This is a genomic window from Bacillus infantis (assembly GCF_020171945.1).
Lineage (GTDB): Bacteria > Bacillota > Bacilli > Bacillales > Cytobacillaceae > Bacillus_AB > Bacillus_AB infantis_A.
The window spans coordinates 1-15,137 of sequence record NZ_JAIVAP010000003.1 but is presented as its reverse complement, the minus strand read 5'-3'; the positions used below and the strand labels follow the sequence as shown (position 1 = coordinate 15,137).

Below are 15,137 nucleotides of genomic sequence, written 5' to 3'. Positions count from 1 at the left end.
AGGTGAAAAAAATAAAGGCCATATCCCCACGGAAATGGCCTCGATCCTTTATGTTAAATGCCGGTAATCCTGCTGCCTCAATGCTTCATAGATAAGAATGGCAGCCGTGTTGGACAGGTTCAATGACCGCACATTGCCGGTCATCGGAATGCGGAGGGCGCGGTCCTTATTATTTTCCTTGACCTCCGCCGGAAGACCTGTCGTTTCTTTGCCGAAAATGAAATAATAGTCTTTTTCCTTGTCGCTGTATTCAAAGCTTGTATACGGCTTCTGGCCAAACTTGGTCAAGTAGAAGAATTCGCCGCCGGCATTTTTTTCATAAAAATCATCCAGTGAATCATAGTAAAGAATTGTTACATGCTGCCAATAATCAAGGCCTGCCCGTTTGAGCATTTTGTCATCAGTAGAAAATCCAAGGGGCCTGATCAGGTGCAGGGTTGTATCTGTTGCTGCACAGGTACGGGCGATATTGCCCGTATTGGCCGGGATTTCCGGCTGGTATAGTACTACATGTATTGCCACGTCCATCACCTCATCAAGTGAAACTTTGTCTGCGGAGTACTTAACCCCTTAAAGGGGCCGCTGTACTCAAAAAAACTCTACCAGCTATTATACCACTCTTTACCCCTCATACAACCAGGTCAGGATTCATCATCAATGCTGATGAACTTGTATTTAATATTCGGTGTATAGGCGGTTGAATCTTCATATGCCCAGTTGCGCATCCTGCTGTTAAAGGTATGGGCGTTGACAAGCGGTGTCCCGTCGCTCTGCTTGGCTGTCACAATCGTCGTATGGTCAAAGCGGCCATCGCCCTGGAAATCATAGCAGATTACATCGCCCAGCTCCAGCAGCCCGGCACTGCCTACCTCCCTTCCCTTCAGCCCTGTCCGGGAGCCTGGCAGATACCAGCGCAGCGAGTTGGCGACCGTCCAGCTGTAGCTCCAATTATCGCTCCTCATCCACCAGCCCTTTGAACGGTTCGGGTAGCCTCTCATGGGCGCTTCACCCGCATGGAGGCACTGTGAAATATAATTCGTGCAGTCGACCTCGAACTTCTTATAGGCAGGATTATAGTCATTCCACCATCTTTCCGCATACTGGACAGCCTTCAGGCGGTCATATCTGAATCCCGCTCTTTCTCCATCATCAGCCGGCTCCGCCGGAAGCGCAGCCGGCTCTCCCATATGAAGGAATGGATTTATTTCACTGTCGCCGACCAGCACCCCTTTATAAAATTCAGCCTCACGCTGCTCGACTTCCTCCTCCAGATACAATCCGTCCTTATTTTTTATCAAATATTGAAAATGGACATGATAACGGACTGTGCTGAGCTCATCGGCGTCCTGTCCTGCTTTTTCAATAATCTTCCCTGAAGCTTTCGCTTTAACAATTTCCCCGGCTCTTCTTGAGAGAATATCCTTCTTCCTTTCAATTTTCGGGCATTTGCGAAAGTCATTGCGGGAATGGGACACACACTGCTGTACCCTCTGCTCCAGCAGCTCCTGAAGCTGTTTTTTCATATATGCATTCCTCCCATCATTCATTCATATGAGAGCAAATGGCGAATCATTTCTTAAAATGGCCTCTAAGGACTCTGATAAATGTCCAGAACAAAAGCGCAAGTGCCTTGACCACCTTAAGGAACGCAGACTAAGAACGCCACGTCCTGTGGCAACGTCTGCATGACCAGCTTCCTGGGGGCCTCAAGACGAACCTCCCTGAAAGGCGTTCTTAGCCTTTTTGGGAGGTTTGCTTATGACCTAGGCGCAGCTGCTGGACATGGATCAATAATTGGTAAGCATTTCCTAAACAATAAAAAAAGAGAGGCTTCCCTCTCTTTAACTGAACATATATAAGCTGTTTTCCATTTCCCTGCGCACATCTTCGTCTGTCTCCTTTTCAAGGGCAGACTCGACAGCTCCTCTTGCCTCCAGCCCGCCGATCTTCCCGAGTGCCCAGGCTGCTGTTCCTCTGATAACCGGCCTTGGATCTGACTTCATTACATGGATCAGATCATCGACAGCTGTCTCGTCCTTATAATGGGCAAGCGCAATAATGGCATTCCGCTGGATCGGCTTCTTGCCTCTCCATGAACCGGATACATGGCCGAATTTTTCTTTAAACTCCCTGTTGCTCATATGAAGCAGCGGCTTTAACAGCGGTTTGGCAATTTCAGGATCCGGCTCCATTTCTTCATGAAAATGAAAATCCTTGCCCTTGTTTTTCGGACAGACTGTCTGGCATGTGTCACAGCCATAAAGCCTGTTGCCGATTTTCACCCTGAATTCTTCCTCAAGAAAGCCTTTTGTCTGTGTCAGGAACGCTATGCAGCGCTTGGAATCAAGCTGGCCCCCGCCGACAAGCGCGCCTGTCGGGCAGACATCGACGCACAGATTGCACGAACCGCACCCGTCTTCAATCGGTTCATCCGGCTCGAGCGGAAGATTTGTAATTATTTCGCCCAAATACACATAAGAGCCGAACTCAGGCGTGATAATGGAGCAGTTCTTTCCGCTCCAGCCAATCCCGGCTCTTTCAGCAACCGCCCGGTCCACGAGCTCTCCTGTGTCGACCATTGATTTGAGCTTTGCTTCAGGCAGCCTTTCCCGGATATATGCTTCAAGCTTGCCAAGGCGGTCCCTCAGTACTGTATGATAATCCGTCCCCCAGGAGGCACGGCAGAAAATTCCGCGCCGCTCGCCCCTTTTGCTGACAACGCGTGTCTTCATTTTTGAGGGATAGGCAAGGGCAATGGAGATGATGGACATCGGCTCATCCATCAACAGGGCCGGATCGGTCCTTTTTTCAATATCAGGCTCCTCAAAGCCTGATTGGTAATTAAGCTCCTGCTGCCTGATGAGCCTGCCCTTCATCTCCCCGAAAGTGCTGGCAGAGGCGAATCCGATCTTATCAATGCCGATAGTCCTGCTATAGTCGATGATATCCTGCTTAAGCTCTGAATAGTTCATATCCTCCCGCTCCTTTCATCCTTGTGTGTTGTATATAAAAAGGCAAAATCGCCAAGATATTTATTCGCATCCTTTCTATGATAAACTATTTTAAAGGATTTTTGGAGGTGAAAGGTTTGGAAATCAGCATAACGCCTGATTTAATGCAGAAGGTGCCCGGCTTCAAGGCAGGCATCATTGAATATGAAAAAATTGTGGTAGGAGATTCCCCGCAGATGCTGAAAGGGCGGCTGCAGCTGTTCCAGGAGTCGATTTTCTTTGAGCTTGAGAACAAGAATGTGACAGAATTCGATGGAATCAAGGAATGGAGGCAGGTGTTCAAGCAGGCGGGAAAAGATCCGAACCGCTACCGCCATTCAGCAGAAGCCCTTTTCCGGAGGATCAAAAAGCAGAATTACCTCTCCACCGTGAATAGTGCCGCAGATCTGAATAATTTTTTCTCACTGGAGTACCAGTCCCCTATCGGCATCTATGATAAAAGCCATTTGGAAGGGCCGATCCGTTTTCGGCTGGGGCATGAAGGAGAAGAATATCTGGGCTTGAATGGCAGGCCGAATTCACTTGAGAACCTGATTATCACCGAAGATCAGAACGGTCCATTCGGGAGCCCGTTTGTCGACTCCAATCGTGCGCCTGTTACAAGGGAAACAACTGAAGCAGTACAGGTCATCTATTTCAGGCCGTCTCTTGACCCAGACAACTGTGCAAGATTAGCGGAATCCCTTATGGGGATGTTTTTGCAGGTTCATGGCGGGGAAGGCAGATTTTCCATTATTGAATAATAAAGACGCAGAGGCACTCTGTTGCCTCTGCGTTTTTTATTTCTCACGGGCTGCCTGCTGTGCCCCGGTAGAGCATCCTCTTATCTTCTCATTTCAGGACAATGCTTTTCCCAAATTCACTGCTCTTATAAATTGCATCAATGATCCTTGAAACCTGAAGAGCCTCTTCCGGCTTAACAATAAGCTCTTCTTTTCCCAGACAGCTATTAAGGAAATTCCTTGCCTGAGGTATTCCCGGATCCTCCTCTCCGGGCAGCCACTCTGCCTCACTATTAAGGAGCATCCCATTCTTCAGCTGATTCAGCTGGAATGGAAATACATCAATTCCTCCGGTGAGCCCGGAAATGCCAAGGCTTTCTTCATCATTTTTAATATTTGCCATCCAGGAGGTTTCGAACAGGAGGGAAGCGCCATTTCCAAAGCGGATATAGGCTGTCACATGGTCCTCAACTTCGATGGTTTTATGATCATAATCTCCCCAAAGGTTCACCTGGTTTTCCATCCTGCTGAGATGATTGTAGGCTGTTCCCGTTACCTCAACAGGATCCGGGCTGCCGAGAAGCCATAAAGCAAGATCAAGGAAATGGCAGCCATAGTCAATCATGGCGCCTCCTCCCTGCAGCTCTTTATTGGTAAAAACGCCCCAGCCCGGAACCTTCCTTCTTCTCAGTGCCTTTGCCCGGGCAACGATTGGCTGGCCGATTTCGTTTTCCTCTATGACCTTTTTAGCAGCCCTTGCTTCTTTCATAAAACGGTAATGATAGGCGATCGCAAGCTGTTTGCCTGATTCCTTAGAGGCTTTAATCATTTTTTCGCATTCCTCTGCAGTCATCGCCATCGGCTTTTCACAGAGAACATGCTTTCCGGCTTTCAATGCTGCCACAGAGATTTCGGCATGATATCGGTTGGGTGTGCAAATCACAACAGCGTCCACAATCTCCAGCATATCCTGATAATCCCCAAAGGCGTGAGGCACCCCGAATTTCTCTGCAGTAAGCCTGGCAGTCTCCTCATGAATATCACAGATCGCTTCAACAGATGCCAGCTCTGATAATGTCAGCAGTGCGGGGATATGGCGGCTCTGCGCAATCCCGCCGGCTCCGATAATTCCAACACGCAGCTTTTCCATGCAATCCCCCCTTAAGGCAATCTCACTATTTTCCCGGACTGGCTCGACTCCAGCGCAGCAAGGACAACCCTTAAGGATTTCAGTCCCTCTTCCCCGCTCACAGGAGGCTCCTTGTCTTCCGCTATACTGTCAATGAATGTACTGATAACATGGGACTGCGTCTGCTTTCCTTCTTCATTCGTCTGAATGCCGCCAAGCTCATATTTCAGTATTTCTCCGTTTCTGTATTGGATGACAAGGGAATTGACCGGGTCGTCCTCAAGCCTGATGATCGCATTCTCAGCATAGATGATGGTTGAATTATCTTCTTTTGATACATAGGACCAGCTTGCTGCCAGGGTTCCGATCACACCGCTTTCCGTTTTTAAAATGCATACGGCTGTATCATCCACATCGCTGTTTTCCTTGGAGCTTGCTTCCACAAAAGCGCCGGCCTGTGTAATCTCCTCTCCAAGCAAATAGCGGATCAGATCGGTTTTATGTACTCCAAGGTCTCCCATCGCCCCAATAAACGCCTCGCTTTTCCGGAAAAACCAGCTGTCCTTCCCATCCGCACTCCATCCCTCTGGTCCGCCATGCCCAAAAGCGGTTCTAAAGCTGTATACCTTGCCCGCTTCCCCGCTCGCTATAAACGCACGGGCTTTCTGATGGGAAGGCACAAACCGCTGATTATGGCCAATCATCAGCTTTTTCCCATATTTCCTTGCCGCTTCTATCATGCTCTCCGCTTCCTCCACCGACACAGCCATCGGCTTTTCGCAAAGAACATGCTTACCTGCCTTAAGGGCAGCAATGGAGATGGGAGCGTGCAGATAATTCGGTGTGCATACGCTTACTGCATCGATTTGCGGATTTTCCAGCAGATCCTCATAGTTTGAATATGCTTCAGCATGATACAGGGCAGCCATATCCATCGCCCTTTCCTCCACAATATCACAGACAGCCATAATTTCAGCCCTGCCGTTCAGGTGATATTCCGGCAGATGCCTGTGCCTGGCAATGCTGCCGCACCCGATGACCCCAACCTTGATCATTTCCATCCTTACGCCTCCCCATTCTTCCCTTTTATATGCTCCAAGGGCTGTGCATTCCCATATTTCACTTCAGGCTGCTGCGATCCCTTCGCCCACCTGACTGCGTTGATAATGACCCTTTGGACATCTTGATGGTAATAAGTCGGATAGGTTTCATGCCCAGGCCGGAAATAAAATACTTTTCCTTTCCCGCGCTGATAGGTGCAGCCGCTCCTGAACACTTCTCCGCCCTCGAACCAGCTGACCATCACGAGCTGGTCCGGCGCCGGGATATCAAAATGCTCACCGTACATTTCCTCCTGCTCCAATTCGATATATTCCCCCAGTCCTTCAGCAATCGGATGGCTCGGATCCACGATCCAGATCCGTTCCTTCTCGTCAGCTTCCCGCCATTTCAGATCACAGGAAGTTCCCATTAATGCTTTGAAGATTTTTGAAAAATGGCCTGAATGAAGGACGATCAGCCCCATGCCGTCCAGCACCCGCTGCTTCACCCTGTCAACAATTTCATCCGGAACCGCATCATGGGCGATATGCCCCCACCAGATCAGTACATCTGTATCTTTCAGAACCTCCCGGGTCAATCCGCATTCCGGCTCATCGAGCGTTGCTGTCCTTACCTCAAAGGACTCACCTTCCAAAAAGGAGGCGATCGCTCCGTGGATTCCATCCGGATATACTGCCCTCACTTCCGCGTTTTTCTGCTCATGCTGATTTTCATTCCATACCGTCACTTTTGCCATTTTTCTTCCTCCTATCTGCTGCCCGGCGGCAGATTCCGATATTCATTCGGTGTATAGCCGGTCAGCTTTTTAAAAACCTTGCTGAAATACTTTTCATTCTGATACCCAACCTGATAGGCAATTTCGTAGATTTTCAAAGAAGGGCTCCCAAGCAGCTCTTTCGCCTTTTCCATCCGGATATTGGTCAAATAATCTGTAATGGTTGCCTGAAAGTCCTGCTTGAATCTCCTCGATATATACTCTCTGCTCAAATAAAAACGGTCCGCGATATCCTGGAGTGTGATATCAAGATGATAATTCTGGACCAGAAACTCTTCAATCTGTTTAATGTTATTCTCTTTCTGGGGAGCTTTCATTTCTTTCTGCTCTCTTAATCCATCCCATGCCACGCTCGAAGAAGCAAGGTCATTGACTGCCCTGCCAAGCGTTTCATTCAGCAATTCCGGATCAATAGGCTTCAATATATAATCGAAACTTTTATAATAGATGGCGTTTCTCATATATTCATAGTCATCGTACCCGCTGACAACGATCGTCTTTCCCCGGCATTTAGAACCATGGATCCATTTGAGAAGGCTGATGCCGTCACACCTGGGCATATTCATATCGGTAAAAATAATATCAGGCTGCACTTCGCCGATCAGCCTGATAGCCTCTTCCCCGTCCTCTGCCTCAAAGATGGAGCTGATTCCATGCTTTTCCCATTCTGCAAGCATTAGAAGCCCTTCCCTGACATGCTTTTCATCATCAATGATGATTGCCTTCATCCTCTTCGCCCCCTGGGTGCAGCGGAAGCTTCATGGAAACGATAAAGCCTTTGCCCCCACGATTTCCAAGCTGCAGGATTGCTTCTTCTCCGTAATAAAGCATCAGCCGCCCATACACATTCCTGAGCCCGATGCTCGTGCTGTCCCCTTTGGCCTCCAGCGGCCCGCCTTTAATACAGCGCCATATATCCCGCAGCCTGGCTTCATCAGCGCCGCCGCCATTATCACTAATATCTATGCATAGAAATCCGCTGTCTTTATAACATTCGATATTCAGCTCGCCTGTCCCTTCACCTGGAGTAAATCCATGCTTAAAATAATTCTCAATCACCGGCTGCAGAAGCATTTTAGGAACTTTGACAGATGAGACCTCTTCCCCTGCATCTATTTTGTAGATAAACTTCTCGCCAAACCGCTCTTTCTGCAGAAGAAGGAAAGCCTTTGTATAATTAATCTCTTTTATCAGCGGCACCCGGTCCTCCTCCATGTCCATCCCGTACCTCATGATTTTTGAAAGATGGGTAATCAGGGTATAAATCTGCGGGACTTTGTTCTTCAGGGCGACCGTTCCGATCGACTGGAGTGCATTGTAAAGGAAATGCGGGTTGATCTGCGACTGGAGCACCTTCAGCTGATTTGTTTTATTCTCAATCTCCAGCTTATATTCCCTATTGATGAGATGGTTGATTTTTTCGATCATCTCATTGAACCTCATTCCCAGAATGCCGATTTCATCCTTCCCGAATGAATCATATTCAACATTCATATCTCCCCGCTCTACCTGGCTGATGCTCCTCAGCAGCACCCGGATCGGCGAGGTGATCCTAAAAGAAACGAATAAGGTGGCCAGGATGACCAGCGTGAGGCCGATGATGCCAAAAAGGATATTGATTTTAGCCACGCTAAAAGCGCTTTCATACAAAGTTGAATCCGGAACCCGCTTCACAAGGAACCAGCCGCCCGCACTTTCTTCCATCTGCTCGTATATCATCATGCCGCTGAAATCATCTTTCTCCCACTCAAGCGTCCCCGCCTTTTTTTCTGAACTCAAAATGGCATCCACCCATTTTTCGTGCACCTGCCTGCTTGCAGCATCCTCGTCAGAACTATAAATGAGCCGGCCATCCTGAGATACGATATAAAATTCCTCGCTTCCCGGGGTATACAGATTCCTGCTGAGGTCCACGATGTCATCCGGAGCGATCTCAAGAGTGATATACGCAAGCACATTGTCTGAGGGAATATTGGTGAACGCCCGATGCACTGCCATGATATTTCGGGAATTTGTCTCTTCCATCAGCGGTTCAATATACATATGTGATGAGCTGTCCCTGGCTCTATTGAAGGCCTCTGCGCTTTTGGCGCTCCTTCCTTTCAGGAAGACCACTGTCGACCTCCTGGAGGCGGATATAACCCTGTCTTCGTCTGCAAAGGCTATCTGGACCCTGTTAATAGTATCCCCGGCATAGAGGATGGTCTGAACCACATTTTTCATGATCCCGATTGTTAAGTAATTGTCTTCATCTTTAGAAGTCCTCAGGAAATTTAAAAAGCCGGGATTATTGTACAGAGACAATGTCAGCCCATTAAGCTCATTCATATAGCTCTCCATGTTGATCTTGCCCTGATAGAGAAGCTTGCTGTTTTCCTCTACAGCCTGGTTCTTCAAAAACTCCTTTGTATGAAAGTAGGTGATGACGATAGATGTGCCGAAAGGAATGATCGTGATCAGCAGCAGCAGGACGATCAGTTTGTTGCGGATACTGTTCTTAATCATAAATAGCCCCCCCAAGCCCTGATAATGTAAGTATATACGGGACAGGCGGAGACAGGCTGAAGATTTTTTCAGTTTTGGAAAATAAAAAGCATGCCCTGTTGCAGACATGCTTTTTAACCTGGCAGGGATTCCTGCTTTACTTTAAGTTATCCCAAGTTTTTTGGAATCTCTCCAGCAGGGTATCATAATCAATTTTTCCTGCTGCATATTCCTGGATGGCAGCAGCGAATTCCTTGTTCGCCCCGTCCGGCCATCTGAACCAGGTCCACGGAATTGTTTTCTCTTCCTTGGAGTACTCCAGGATTGACTGGCCAAGGTCGCCAAGGCCTGAAGCCTCAATATTGTCAAAAGCAGGGATGAAAGCAAACTCTTCTGTTAAGTAGCGTTTTCCTGTGTCAGAAGAGACCATCCATTCCAGGAACATTTTCGCTTCATCCAAGTGCTCGGAATTCTTATTCAGGACCCAGTTATTCGGTACACCGACAGGAAGCCGGTCTGCCTTTTCATCGTCTGAAATCGGAATTGGCAGGAAGCCCATATTCATGTCAGGATTAACCTCATAGATCATATTTTCAGTCCAGTTGCCCTGCTGCAGCATGGCAGTCTGGCCAGCGGCAAATTGGGTGACCTGCGTGTTATAGTCAGTAGTCAATGGATTGTCATTTCCAAAATTGATTTCTGTATCCAGCACTTCTTTAAACTGCTTGAATTGCTCATTATCCGTAAATTTCTCTGTACCATCATAAAGGCCTTCAATAAAGGCAATAGGATCTTCCTGCTGGGCAAAAGGAATATTCAGCAAATGCTGCCCGATGACCCACCATTCCCCATATCCGGCTGAGAAAGGCGTAATGCCGCTGTCCTTCAGTTTCTTTGCGGCATCCTTGAGCTCTGAAATATTGGCAGGAGGCTCTTTAATGCCCGCTTTCTCAAACAAGTCTTTATTATAGACAAATCCGTATCCTTCAAGGTTGACCGGCATGCCGTAAAGCTTGCCGTCGGTATCTGTCATCGGCACTTTGCCGATCGGGAGAAGATGCTCAACCCATGGCTCATCGGACAGGTCGGCCAGATGCTCCTTCCACAGTTCCAGTTCTTTAAAGCCGCCATTGTTGAAAATATCCGGCTGTTCGCCAGAAGCAAATTTCGCTTTCAGCGCAGCACCGTAGTCGGCACCGCCGCCAACAGTTTCAAGCTTCACTTTAATGTTTGGATGCTCGGCTTCAAATTCCTTAATCATCTCCTGAAGCTGGTCGGCAATTTCCACTTTAAATTGGAACAGATTGAGCGTAACAGTTTCTTCCCCGGAATCCTTTGTCCCCTCTTTATCATCAGTTCCAGAAGTGCTTTCTGACGAACAGCCAGCCATGATCCCGAACGTGAATAGCAGGGACAGGCAAATAAGCAATAAGCGTTTCATTGTCATTGACCTCCTTAAATTCTATTTATATATCATTTTTGCGGTACATGCTTGCCACCGCGAAAATTTGATATCTATTTGATGGAGCCTGATGCTATTCCTTTAATAATATGCTTCTGCAGGAACAGGAAGAAAATAATGACCGGTGTTATGCCAAGCACAAGCGCTGCCAGGCCCATATCCCACTGCTTTGTATATTGGGCAAAGAAGGAACTGGTGGCGAGCGGGATCGTCCTCAGCTCAGCATCCTGCAGCACCAGGAGAGGAAGCAGGAAATCATTCCAGATCCATAAGGTATTAAGGATGACAACCGTAACAGTAATCGGCTTTAAAAGCGGGAAAACAATTCTCCAAAAAACGCCGAACTGGCTGCACCCATCAATCAGTGCCGATTCTTCTATCTCCCTTGGAACAGTTTTGACAAATCCATGGTACAGGAACAGGGAAAGCGGAACGCCAAACCCAAAATACATCATAATCAGCCCGGGAATGCTGTTTGTAATATTCAGGGCACCTCCGAGCTTCATAAGCGGGATCATTACTGTCTGAAAGGGAATGACCATTGCAGAGACAAACAGGATGAACAAGACCCTGCTGAAGCGCCCGGGAGTCCTCACCATTTTCCAGGCAGCCATCGAACTGATGACCACAAGGCCAATATTGCTGAGTACAGTGATGATCAGTGAATTCCAGAATGCCCTCGGAAAATTAATGATTTCCCAGACCTTCGAATAGTTTGCAAACAACACTTCCTTTGGGAAAGCAGCTGCATCCAATAAGATTTCAGCAAAGCTCTTGACGGAATTAACAGCCACAAAATAGAAAGGGATCAGAAAAATCAGTCCTAGAATAATGCCGACTATCTCCAGCAGAAATGTCCTTCCGGTATACTTGCGATTCATCAGGCTTCAACCTCCTTCCTTTTCGTCATAACTACCTGAACCGTTGTAAAAACGGCGACAATCAGGAAGAAAAGAATCGATTTGGCCGTCCCGAGACCATAGCGGTTATTTTGGAAAGCCTCCTGATAAATGTTGATGGCTACAGACTGTGTTGAATTGAACGGTCCCCCATTTGTAAGAGAAAGATTCAAATCAAATATCTTAAAGGCCATTGATATGGTCAGAAAGAAACAAATAGTGAATGCCGGAATGATAAGCGGCATGATGATGCGGGTAAGAAGTGTCCAGTTCGAGGCTCCGTCAATCCTTGCTGCCTCAATAAGGGAATGATCCACTCCCTGCAGGGCTGCGATATAAATCACCATCATATAGCCGCTTACCTGCCATGCAAATACAATGACAATTCCCCAAAAAGCTGTAGTCTCATCTCCCAGCCAGGCAAGCTTGAAAAAGGCCAGTCCAGTCATATTTCCGATGGAAGCAAATGCTTTGACAAAGATGAACTGCCAGATGAATCCAAGCAGCAGGCCGCCAATTACATTCGGTATGAAGAAGACTGTTCTGAGAATATTCCGGGTCTTCAATGCGGCGTTAAGAAGCAGGGCAAGTCCAAAGCCAATTAAATTGCTGATAATCACAGAGGCCAGCATGAACTTGGTTGTAAACACGAATGATTGGAAAAAATTTGGATCATCCTTGAAAATTTTAATATAGTTTTGGAGCCCGACCCATTCGACAGCTGAGCTTACACCATTCCAAGAGGTAAAAGAATAATATAATCCCATTAGGAACGGAATCACCTGTATAAGGACAAAAAATATGATGGCCGGACCGGTAAAAGCCGCATAAATCAGTATGCTCCTTAGACGTGCTTTACGTTTGCTTGCTGTATTTCTTGCAGCTTCGCCCTTTATTGAGGCCAACTCTGTTTTTGCATCCAATTTTAATCTCACCGCCCTTTGTAATCGCTTTCTTTTATTATAGGAGGCTATCAAATAAAAAGGGGCAACATAATTGACCAAAAGAGGGGGAAAATTTTGACTTCTTTATAAAGGGTGAAGATTGGGCTGCCAATTACCAGGCTGTTTGGGGAATGCCTTATCGTGATCAAGACAAAGAAAAAACGCAATGCTTCGTTTTCTGGAAACGAAACACTGCGTTGATGAAATTATGTATGGAGCGGGTGATGGGAATCGAACCCACGACATCAGCTTGGAAGGCTGAGGTTTTACCATTAAACTACACCCGCATCGAAAATTGTAGAAATTTGTCGATGACTTTACAAAAATAAAAACAGGAGACCCTGTAGGAAAAGAAAAGAAAATGATACCGGTGGCCGGGGTCGAACCGGCACTCCAGAAGGAACACGATTTTGAGTCGTGCGCGTCTGCCAATTCCGCCACACCGGCATATCATTTAATTTAGCGTTCATTCTCCATTTCCTTGAATAGGAATGGAGGCGGCAACCGGAATCGAACCGGTGATAAAGGTTTTGCAGACCTCTGCCTTACCTCTTGGCTATGCCGCCAGAACGTTTGGAGCGGAAGACGGGATTCGAACCCGCGACCCCCACCTTGGCAAGGTGATGTTCTACCACTGAACTACTTCCGCAAATGGCTGGGCTAGCTGGATTCGAACCAACGCATGACGGAGTCAAAGTCCGTTGCCTTACCGCTTGGCTATAGCCCAATAATATTATATGCATGAAATGCATTATTGTGATTTAAAAATGGGGCGACTGATGGGAATCGAACCCACGAATGTCGGAACCACAATCCGATGCGTTAACCACTTCGCCACAATCGCCATAATAAAATTGGCAGGGGTAGTAGGAATCGAACCCACACTGGAGGTTTTGGAGACCTCTGTTCTACCTTTAAACTATACCCCTGTATAATGGTGGAGGGGGACGGATTCGAACCGCCGAACCCTGAGGGAGCGGATTTACAGTCCGCCGCGTTTAGCCACTTCGCTACCCCTCCACGTTAAGGTGGTGCCGGCTAGAGGACTTGAACCCCCAACCTACTGATTACAAGTCAGTTGCTCTACCAATTGAGCTAAACCGGCTTACAAACAATGGTGGCTCAGGACGGAATCGAACCGCCGACACAAGGATTTTCAGTCCTTTGCTCTACCGACTGAGCTACTGAGCCATAATAAAATTTACATTCTAAACCTTGTATGTTTTAAGTCCTTTGTTCGTCAGTTCTTACGAACTTCCTCACAGATTGCCGCAGAAGCTGTTCAATGAAGGTAGCAATCTGCTCTACCGACTGAGCTACTGAGCCTAACTAAAACTAAAATGGCGGTCCCGACGGGAATCGAACCCGCGATCTCCTGCGTGACAGGCAGGCATGTTAACCGCTACACCACGGGACCACTTAATAAATTACGGTCTTGATTATGCCCGAGAAGCCTGCAGGACTGACTCTTCCTCTTCCAGATGGTTCAAGGAAGCAAATCCGTCGAGACAACTCGCAGCATATTCAATGAAGTGTCGCTCGTCGCTACACCACGTGACCAGATTGCGGGGGCAGGATTTGAACCTGCGACCTTCGGGTTATGAGCCCGACGAGCTACCGGACTGCTCCACCCCGCGACAATAAAAAGTTATAATGGTGGAGGATGACGGGATCGAACCGCCGACCCTCTGCTTGTAAGGCAGATGCTCTCCCAGCTGAGCTAATCCTCCGAAATGGTGACCCCTACGGGATTCGAACCCGTGTTACCGCCGTGAAAGGGCGGTGTCTTAACCGCTTGACCAAGGGGCCATATTATAATTTAAATGGCGGAGAGCAAGGGATTTGAACCCTTGAGACAGCTATAAACCGCCTACACGATTTCCAATCGTGCTCCTTCGGCCACTCGGACAGCTCTCCATAATTGGCTCCGCAGGTAGGATTCGAACCTACGACCGTTCGGTTAACAGCCGAATGCTCTACCACTGAGCTACTGCGGAATGATAGTATATTAGAATACTTTCGCCCGGCAGCGTCCTACTCTCACAGGAGGAGAACCTCCAACTACCATCGGCGCTGAGAAGCTTAACTTCCGTGTTCGGTATGGGAACGGGTGTGACCTTCTCGCTATCGCCACCAGACTATTTTTTCAAGACAAGTATTATTATACCGTCTTTTTATTATTTTGCAAGAGGAATTTTAAAATTTTTATTCCCTCAAAACTAGATAATGCAGAAGAAGAATTACAAAGCAATCAAATGTGGTTAAGTCCTCGATCTATTAGTATCTGTCAGCTCCACGTGTCACCACGCTTCCACCTCAGACCTATCAACCTGATCATCTTTCAGGGATCTTACTAGCTTGACGCTATGGGAAATCTCATCTCGAGGGGGGCTTCATGCTTAGATGCTTTCAGCACTTATCCCTTCCGCACATAGCTACCCAGCGATGCCTTTGGCAAGACAACTGGTACACCAGCGGTGCGTCCATCCCGGTCCTCTCGTACTAAGGACAGCTCCTCTCAAATTTCCTGCGCCCACGACGGATAGGGACCGAACTGTCTCACGACGTTCTGAACCCAGCTCGCGTACCGCTTTAATGGGCGAACAGCCCAACCCTTGGGACCGACTACAGCCCCAGGATGCGATGAGC

At 47.7% G+C, this 15,137-nt stretch carries 12 protein-coding genes, 16 tRNA genes and 2 rRNA genes; 1 reads left to right on the top strand and 29 read right to left on the bottom strand.

Going from position 1 to position 15,137, the window contains the following annotated elements; translation table 11 throughout:
* Nucleotides 1-48: 48 nt before the first annotated feature.
* The 3 genes from trmL to queG form a co-directional block, all read right to left on the bottom strand.
* On the bottom strand, nucleotides 49-528 hold the full coding sequence (trmL, locus tag LCM00_RS06920; RefSeq protein ID WP_224899381.1) for a tRNA (uridine(34)/cytosine(34)/5-carboxymethylaminomethyluridine(34)-2'-O)-methyltransferase TrmL: 480 nt from the start codon (nucleotides 526-528) through the stop codon (nucleotides 49-51).
* A gap of 113 nt (nucleotides 529-641) precedes the next feature.
* A complete protein-coding gene (locus LCM00_RS06915) occupies nucleotides 642-1,523 on the bottom strand; it encodes an amidase domain-containing protein (protein ID WP_224899378.1) in 882 nt (293 codons plus the stop codon).
* A 318-nt stretch (nucleotides 1,524-1,841) separates the two neighbouring features.
* On the bottom strand, nucleotides 1,842-2,972 hold the full coding sequence (gene queG, locus LCM00_RS06910) for a tRNA epoxyqueuosine(34) reductase QueG (protein WP_224899375.1): 1,131 nt from the start codon (nucleotides 2,970-2,972) through the stop codon (nucleotides 1,842-1,844).
* Between the two features lie 116 nt (nucleotides 2,973-3,088).
* Here queG and LCM00_RS06905 point away from each other — a divergent pair, with 116 nt between their 5' ends.
* Nucleotides 3,089-3,754 (top strand): B3/B4 domain-containing protein, encoded by a 666-nt coding sequence (locus tag LCM00_RS06905; RefSeq protein ID WP_224899372.1) that lies wholly within the window; start codon nucleotides 3,089-3,091, stop codon nucleotides 3,752-3,754.
* Between the two features lie 88 nt (nucleotides 3,755-3,842).
* Here LCM00_RS06905 and LCM00_RS06900 read toward each other — a convergent pair whose 3' ends face one another.
* The 26 genes from LCM00_RS06900 to LCM00_RS06775 all read right to left on the bottom strand — a co-directional run.
* The gene (locus LCM00_RS06900) at nucleotides 3,843-4,883 is read right to left on the bottom strand and encodes a Gfo/Idh/MocA family protein (RefSeq protein ID WP_224899369.1); all 1,041 of its coding nucleotides are present in this window, start codon (nucleotides 4,881-4,883) and stop codon (nucleotides 3,843-3,845) included.
* An 11-nt stretch (nucleotides 4,884-4,894) separates the two neighbouring features.
* A complete protein-coding gene (locus LCM00_RS06895) occupies nucleotides 4,895-5,923 on the bottom strand; it encodes a Gfo/Idh/MocA family protein (RefSeq protein WP_224899366.1) in 1,029 nt (342 codons plus the stop codon).
* 2 nt (nucleotides 5,924-5,925) lie between these two features.
* Entirely contained in the window at nucleotides 5,926-6,660 is a 735-nt protein-coding gene (locus LCM00_RS06890; RefSeq protein ID WP_224899363.1) for a ThuA domain-containing protein, read from the bottom strand.
* 11 nt (nucleotides 6,661-6,671) lie between these two features.
* The gene (locus LCM00_RS06885) at nucleotides 6,672-7,427 is read right to left on the bottom strand and encodes a response regulator transcription factor (RefSeq protein WP_224899360.1); all 756 of its coding nucleotides are present in this window, start codon (nucleotides 7,425-7,427) and stop codon (nucleotides 6,672-6,674) included.
* Entirely contained in the window at nucleotides 7,408-9,204 is a 1,797-nt protein-coding gene (locus tag LCM00_RS06880; RefSeq protein ID WP_224899357.1) for a cache domain-containing sensor histidine kinase, read from the bottom strand. The genes LCM00_RS06885 and LCM00_RS06880 overlap by 20 nt, the downstream gene beginning before the upstream one ends.
* 136 nt (nucleotides 9,205-9,340) lie before the next feature.
* Nucleotides 9,341-10,624: an ABC transporter substrate-binding protein gene (locus LCM00_RS06875; protein WP_224899353.1), complete on the bottom strand. Its 1,284-nt coding sequence runs from the start codon at nucleotides 10,622-10,624 to the stop codon at nucleotides 9,341-9,343.
* A 74-nt stretch (nucleotides 10,625-10,698) separates the two neighbouring features.
* The gene (locus tag LCM00_RS06870; RefSeq protein ID WP_224899350.1) at nucleotides 10,699-11,526 is read right to left on the bottom strand and encodes a carbohydrate ABC transporter permease; all 828 of its coding nucleotides are present in this window, start codon (nucleotides 11,524-11,526) and stop codon (nucleotides 10,699-10,701) included.
* Nucleotides 11,526-12,467, bottom strand: coding sequence for a carbohydrate ABC transporter permease (locus tag LCM00_RS06865; protein WP_224899347.1), 942 nt, complete (start codon nucleotides 12,465-12,467; stop codon nucleotides 11,526-11,528). Before LCM00_RS06865 ends, LCM00_RS06870 begins: the two co-directional genes overlap by 1 nt.
* A 234-nt stretch (nucleotides 12,468-12,701) precedes the next feature.
* Nucleotides 12,702-12,775 (bottom strand) — tRNA-Gly (locus LCM00_RS06860).
* A 78-nt stretch (nucleotides 12,776-12,853) separates the two neighbouring features.
* Nucleotides 12,854-12,935: transfer RNA gene (locus LCM00_RS06855), tRNA-Leu, on the bottom strand.
* Between the two features lie 45 nt (nucleotides 12,936-12,980).
* Nucleotides 12,981-13,054 (bottom strand) — tRNA-Cys (locus tag LCM00_RS06850).
* Nucleotides 13,055-13,062: 8 nt separating this feature from the next.
* Nucleotides 13,063-13,137: transfer RNA gene (locus LCM00_RS06845), tRNA-Gly, on the bottom strand.
* A 3-nt stretch (nucleotides 13,138-13,140) separates the two neighbouring features.
* Nucleotides 13,141-13,215, bottom strand: a tRNA-Gln gene (locus LCM00_RS06840).
* A gap of 41 nt (nucleotides 13,216-13,256) precedes the next feature.
* Nucleotides 13,257-13,332, bottom strand: a tRNA-His gene (locus LCM00_RS06835).
* Nucleotides 13,333-13,343: 11 nt separating this feature from the next.
* Nucleotides 13,344-13,417, bottom strand: a tRNA-Trp gene (locus tag LCM00_RS06830).
* 6 nt (nucleotides 13,418-13,423) lie between these two features.
* Nucleotides 13,424-13,508: transfer RNA gene (locus LCM00_RS06825), tRNA-Tyr, on the bottom strand.
* Between the two features lie 9 nt (nucleotides 13,509-13,517).
* A tRNA-Thr gene (locus tag LCM00_RS06820) sits at nucleotides 13,518-13,593 on the bottom strand.
* A 10-nt stretch (nucleotides 13,594-13,603) separates the two neighbouring features.
* Nucleotides 13,604-13,679: transfer RNA gene (locus LCM00_RS06815), tRNA-Phe, on the bottom strand.
* A 150-nt stretch (nucleotides 13,680-13,829) separates the two neighbouring features.
* Nucleotides 13,830-13,905: transfer RNA gene (locus tag LCM00_RS06810), tRNA-Asp, on the bottom strand.
* 146 nt (nucleotides 13,906-14,051) lie between these two features.
* Nucleotides 14,052-14,125, bottom strand: a tRNA-Met gene (locus tag LCM00_RS06805).
* 17 nt (nucleotides 14,126-14,142) lie between these two features.
* A tRNA-Val gene (locus LCM00_RS06800) sits at nucleotides 14,143-14,218 on the bottom strand.
* A gap of 4 nt (nucleotides 14,219-14,222) precedes the next feature.
* Nucleotides 14,223-14,297: transfer RNA gene (locus LCM00_RS06795), tRNA-Glu, on the bottom strand.
* 15 nt (nucleotides 14,298-14,312) lie between these two features.
* Nucleotides 14,313-14,405 (bottom strand) — tRNA-Ser (locus LCM00_RS06790).
* 5 nt (nucleotides 14,406-14,410) lie between these two features.
* Nucleotides 14,411-14,485, bottom strand: a tRNA-Asn gene (locus LCM00_RS06785).
* A 24-nt stretch (nucleotides 14,486-14,509) separates the two neighbouring features.
* Nucleotides 14,510-14,626, bottom strand: a 5S ribosomal RNA gene (gene rrf, locus LCM00_RS06780).
* Nucleotides 14,627-14,745: 119 nt separating this feature from the next.
* Nucleotides 14,746-15,137: ribosomal RNA gene (locus tag LCM00_RS06775) — 23S ribosomal RNA — on the bottom strand; the annotation flags it as partial.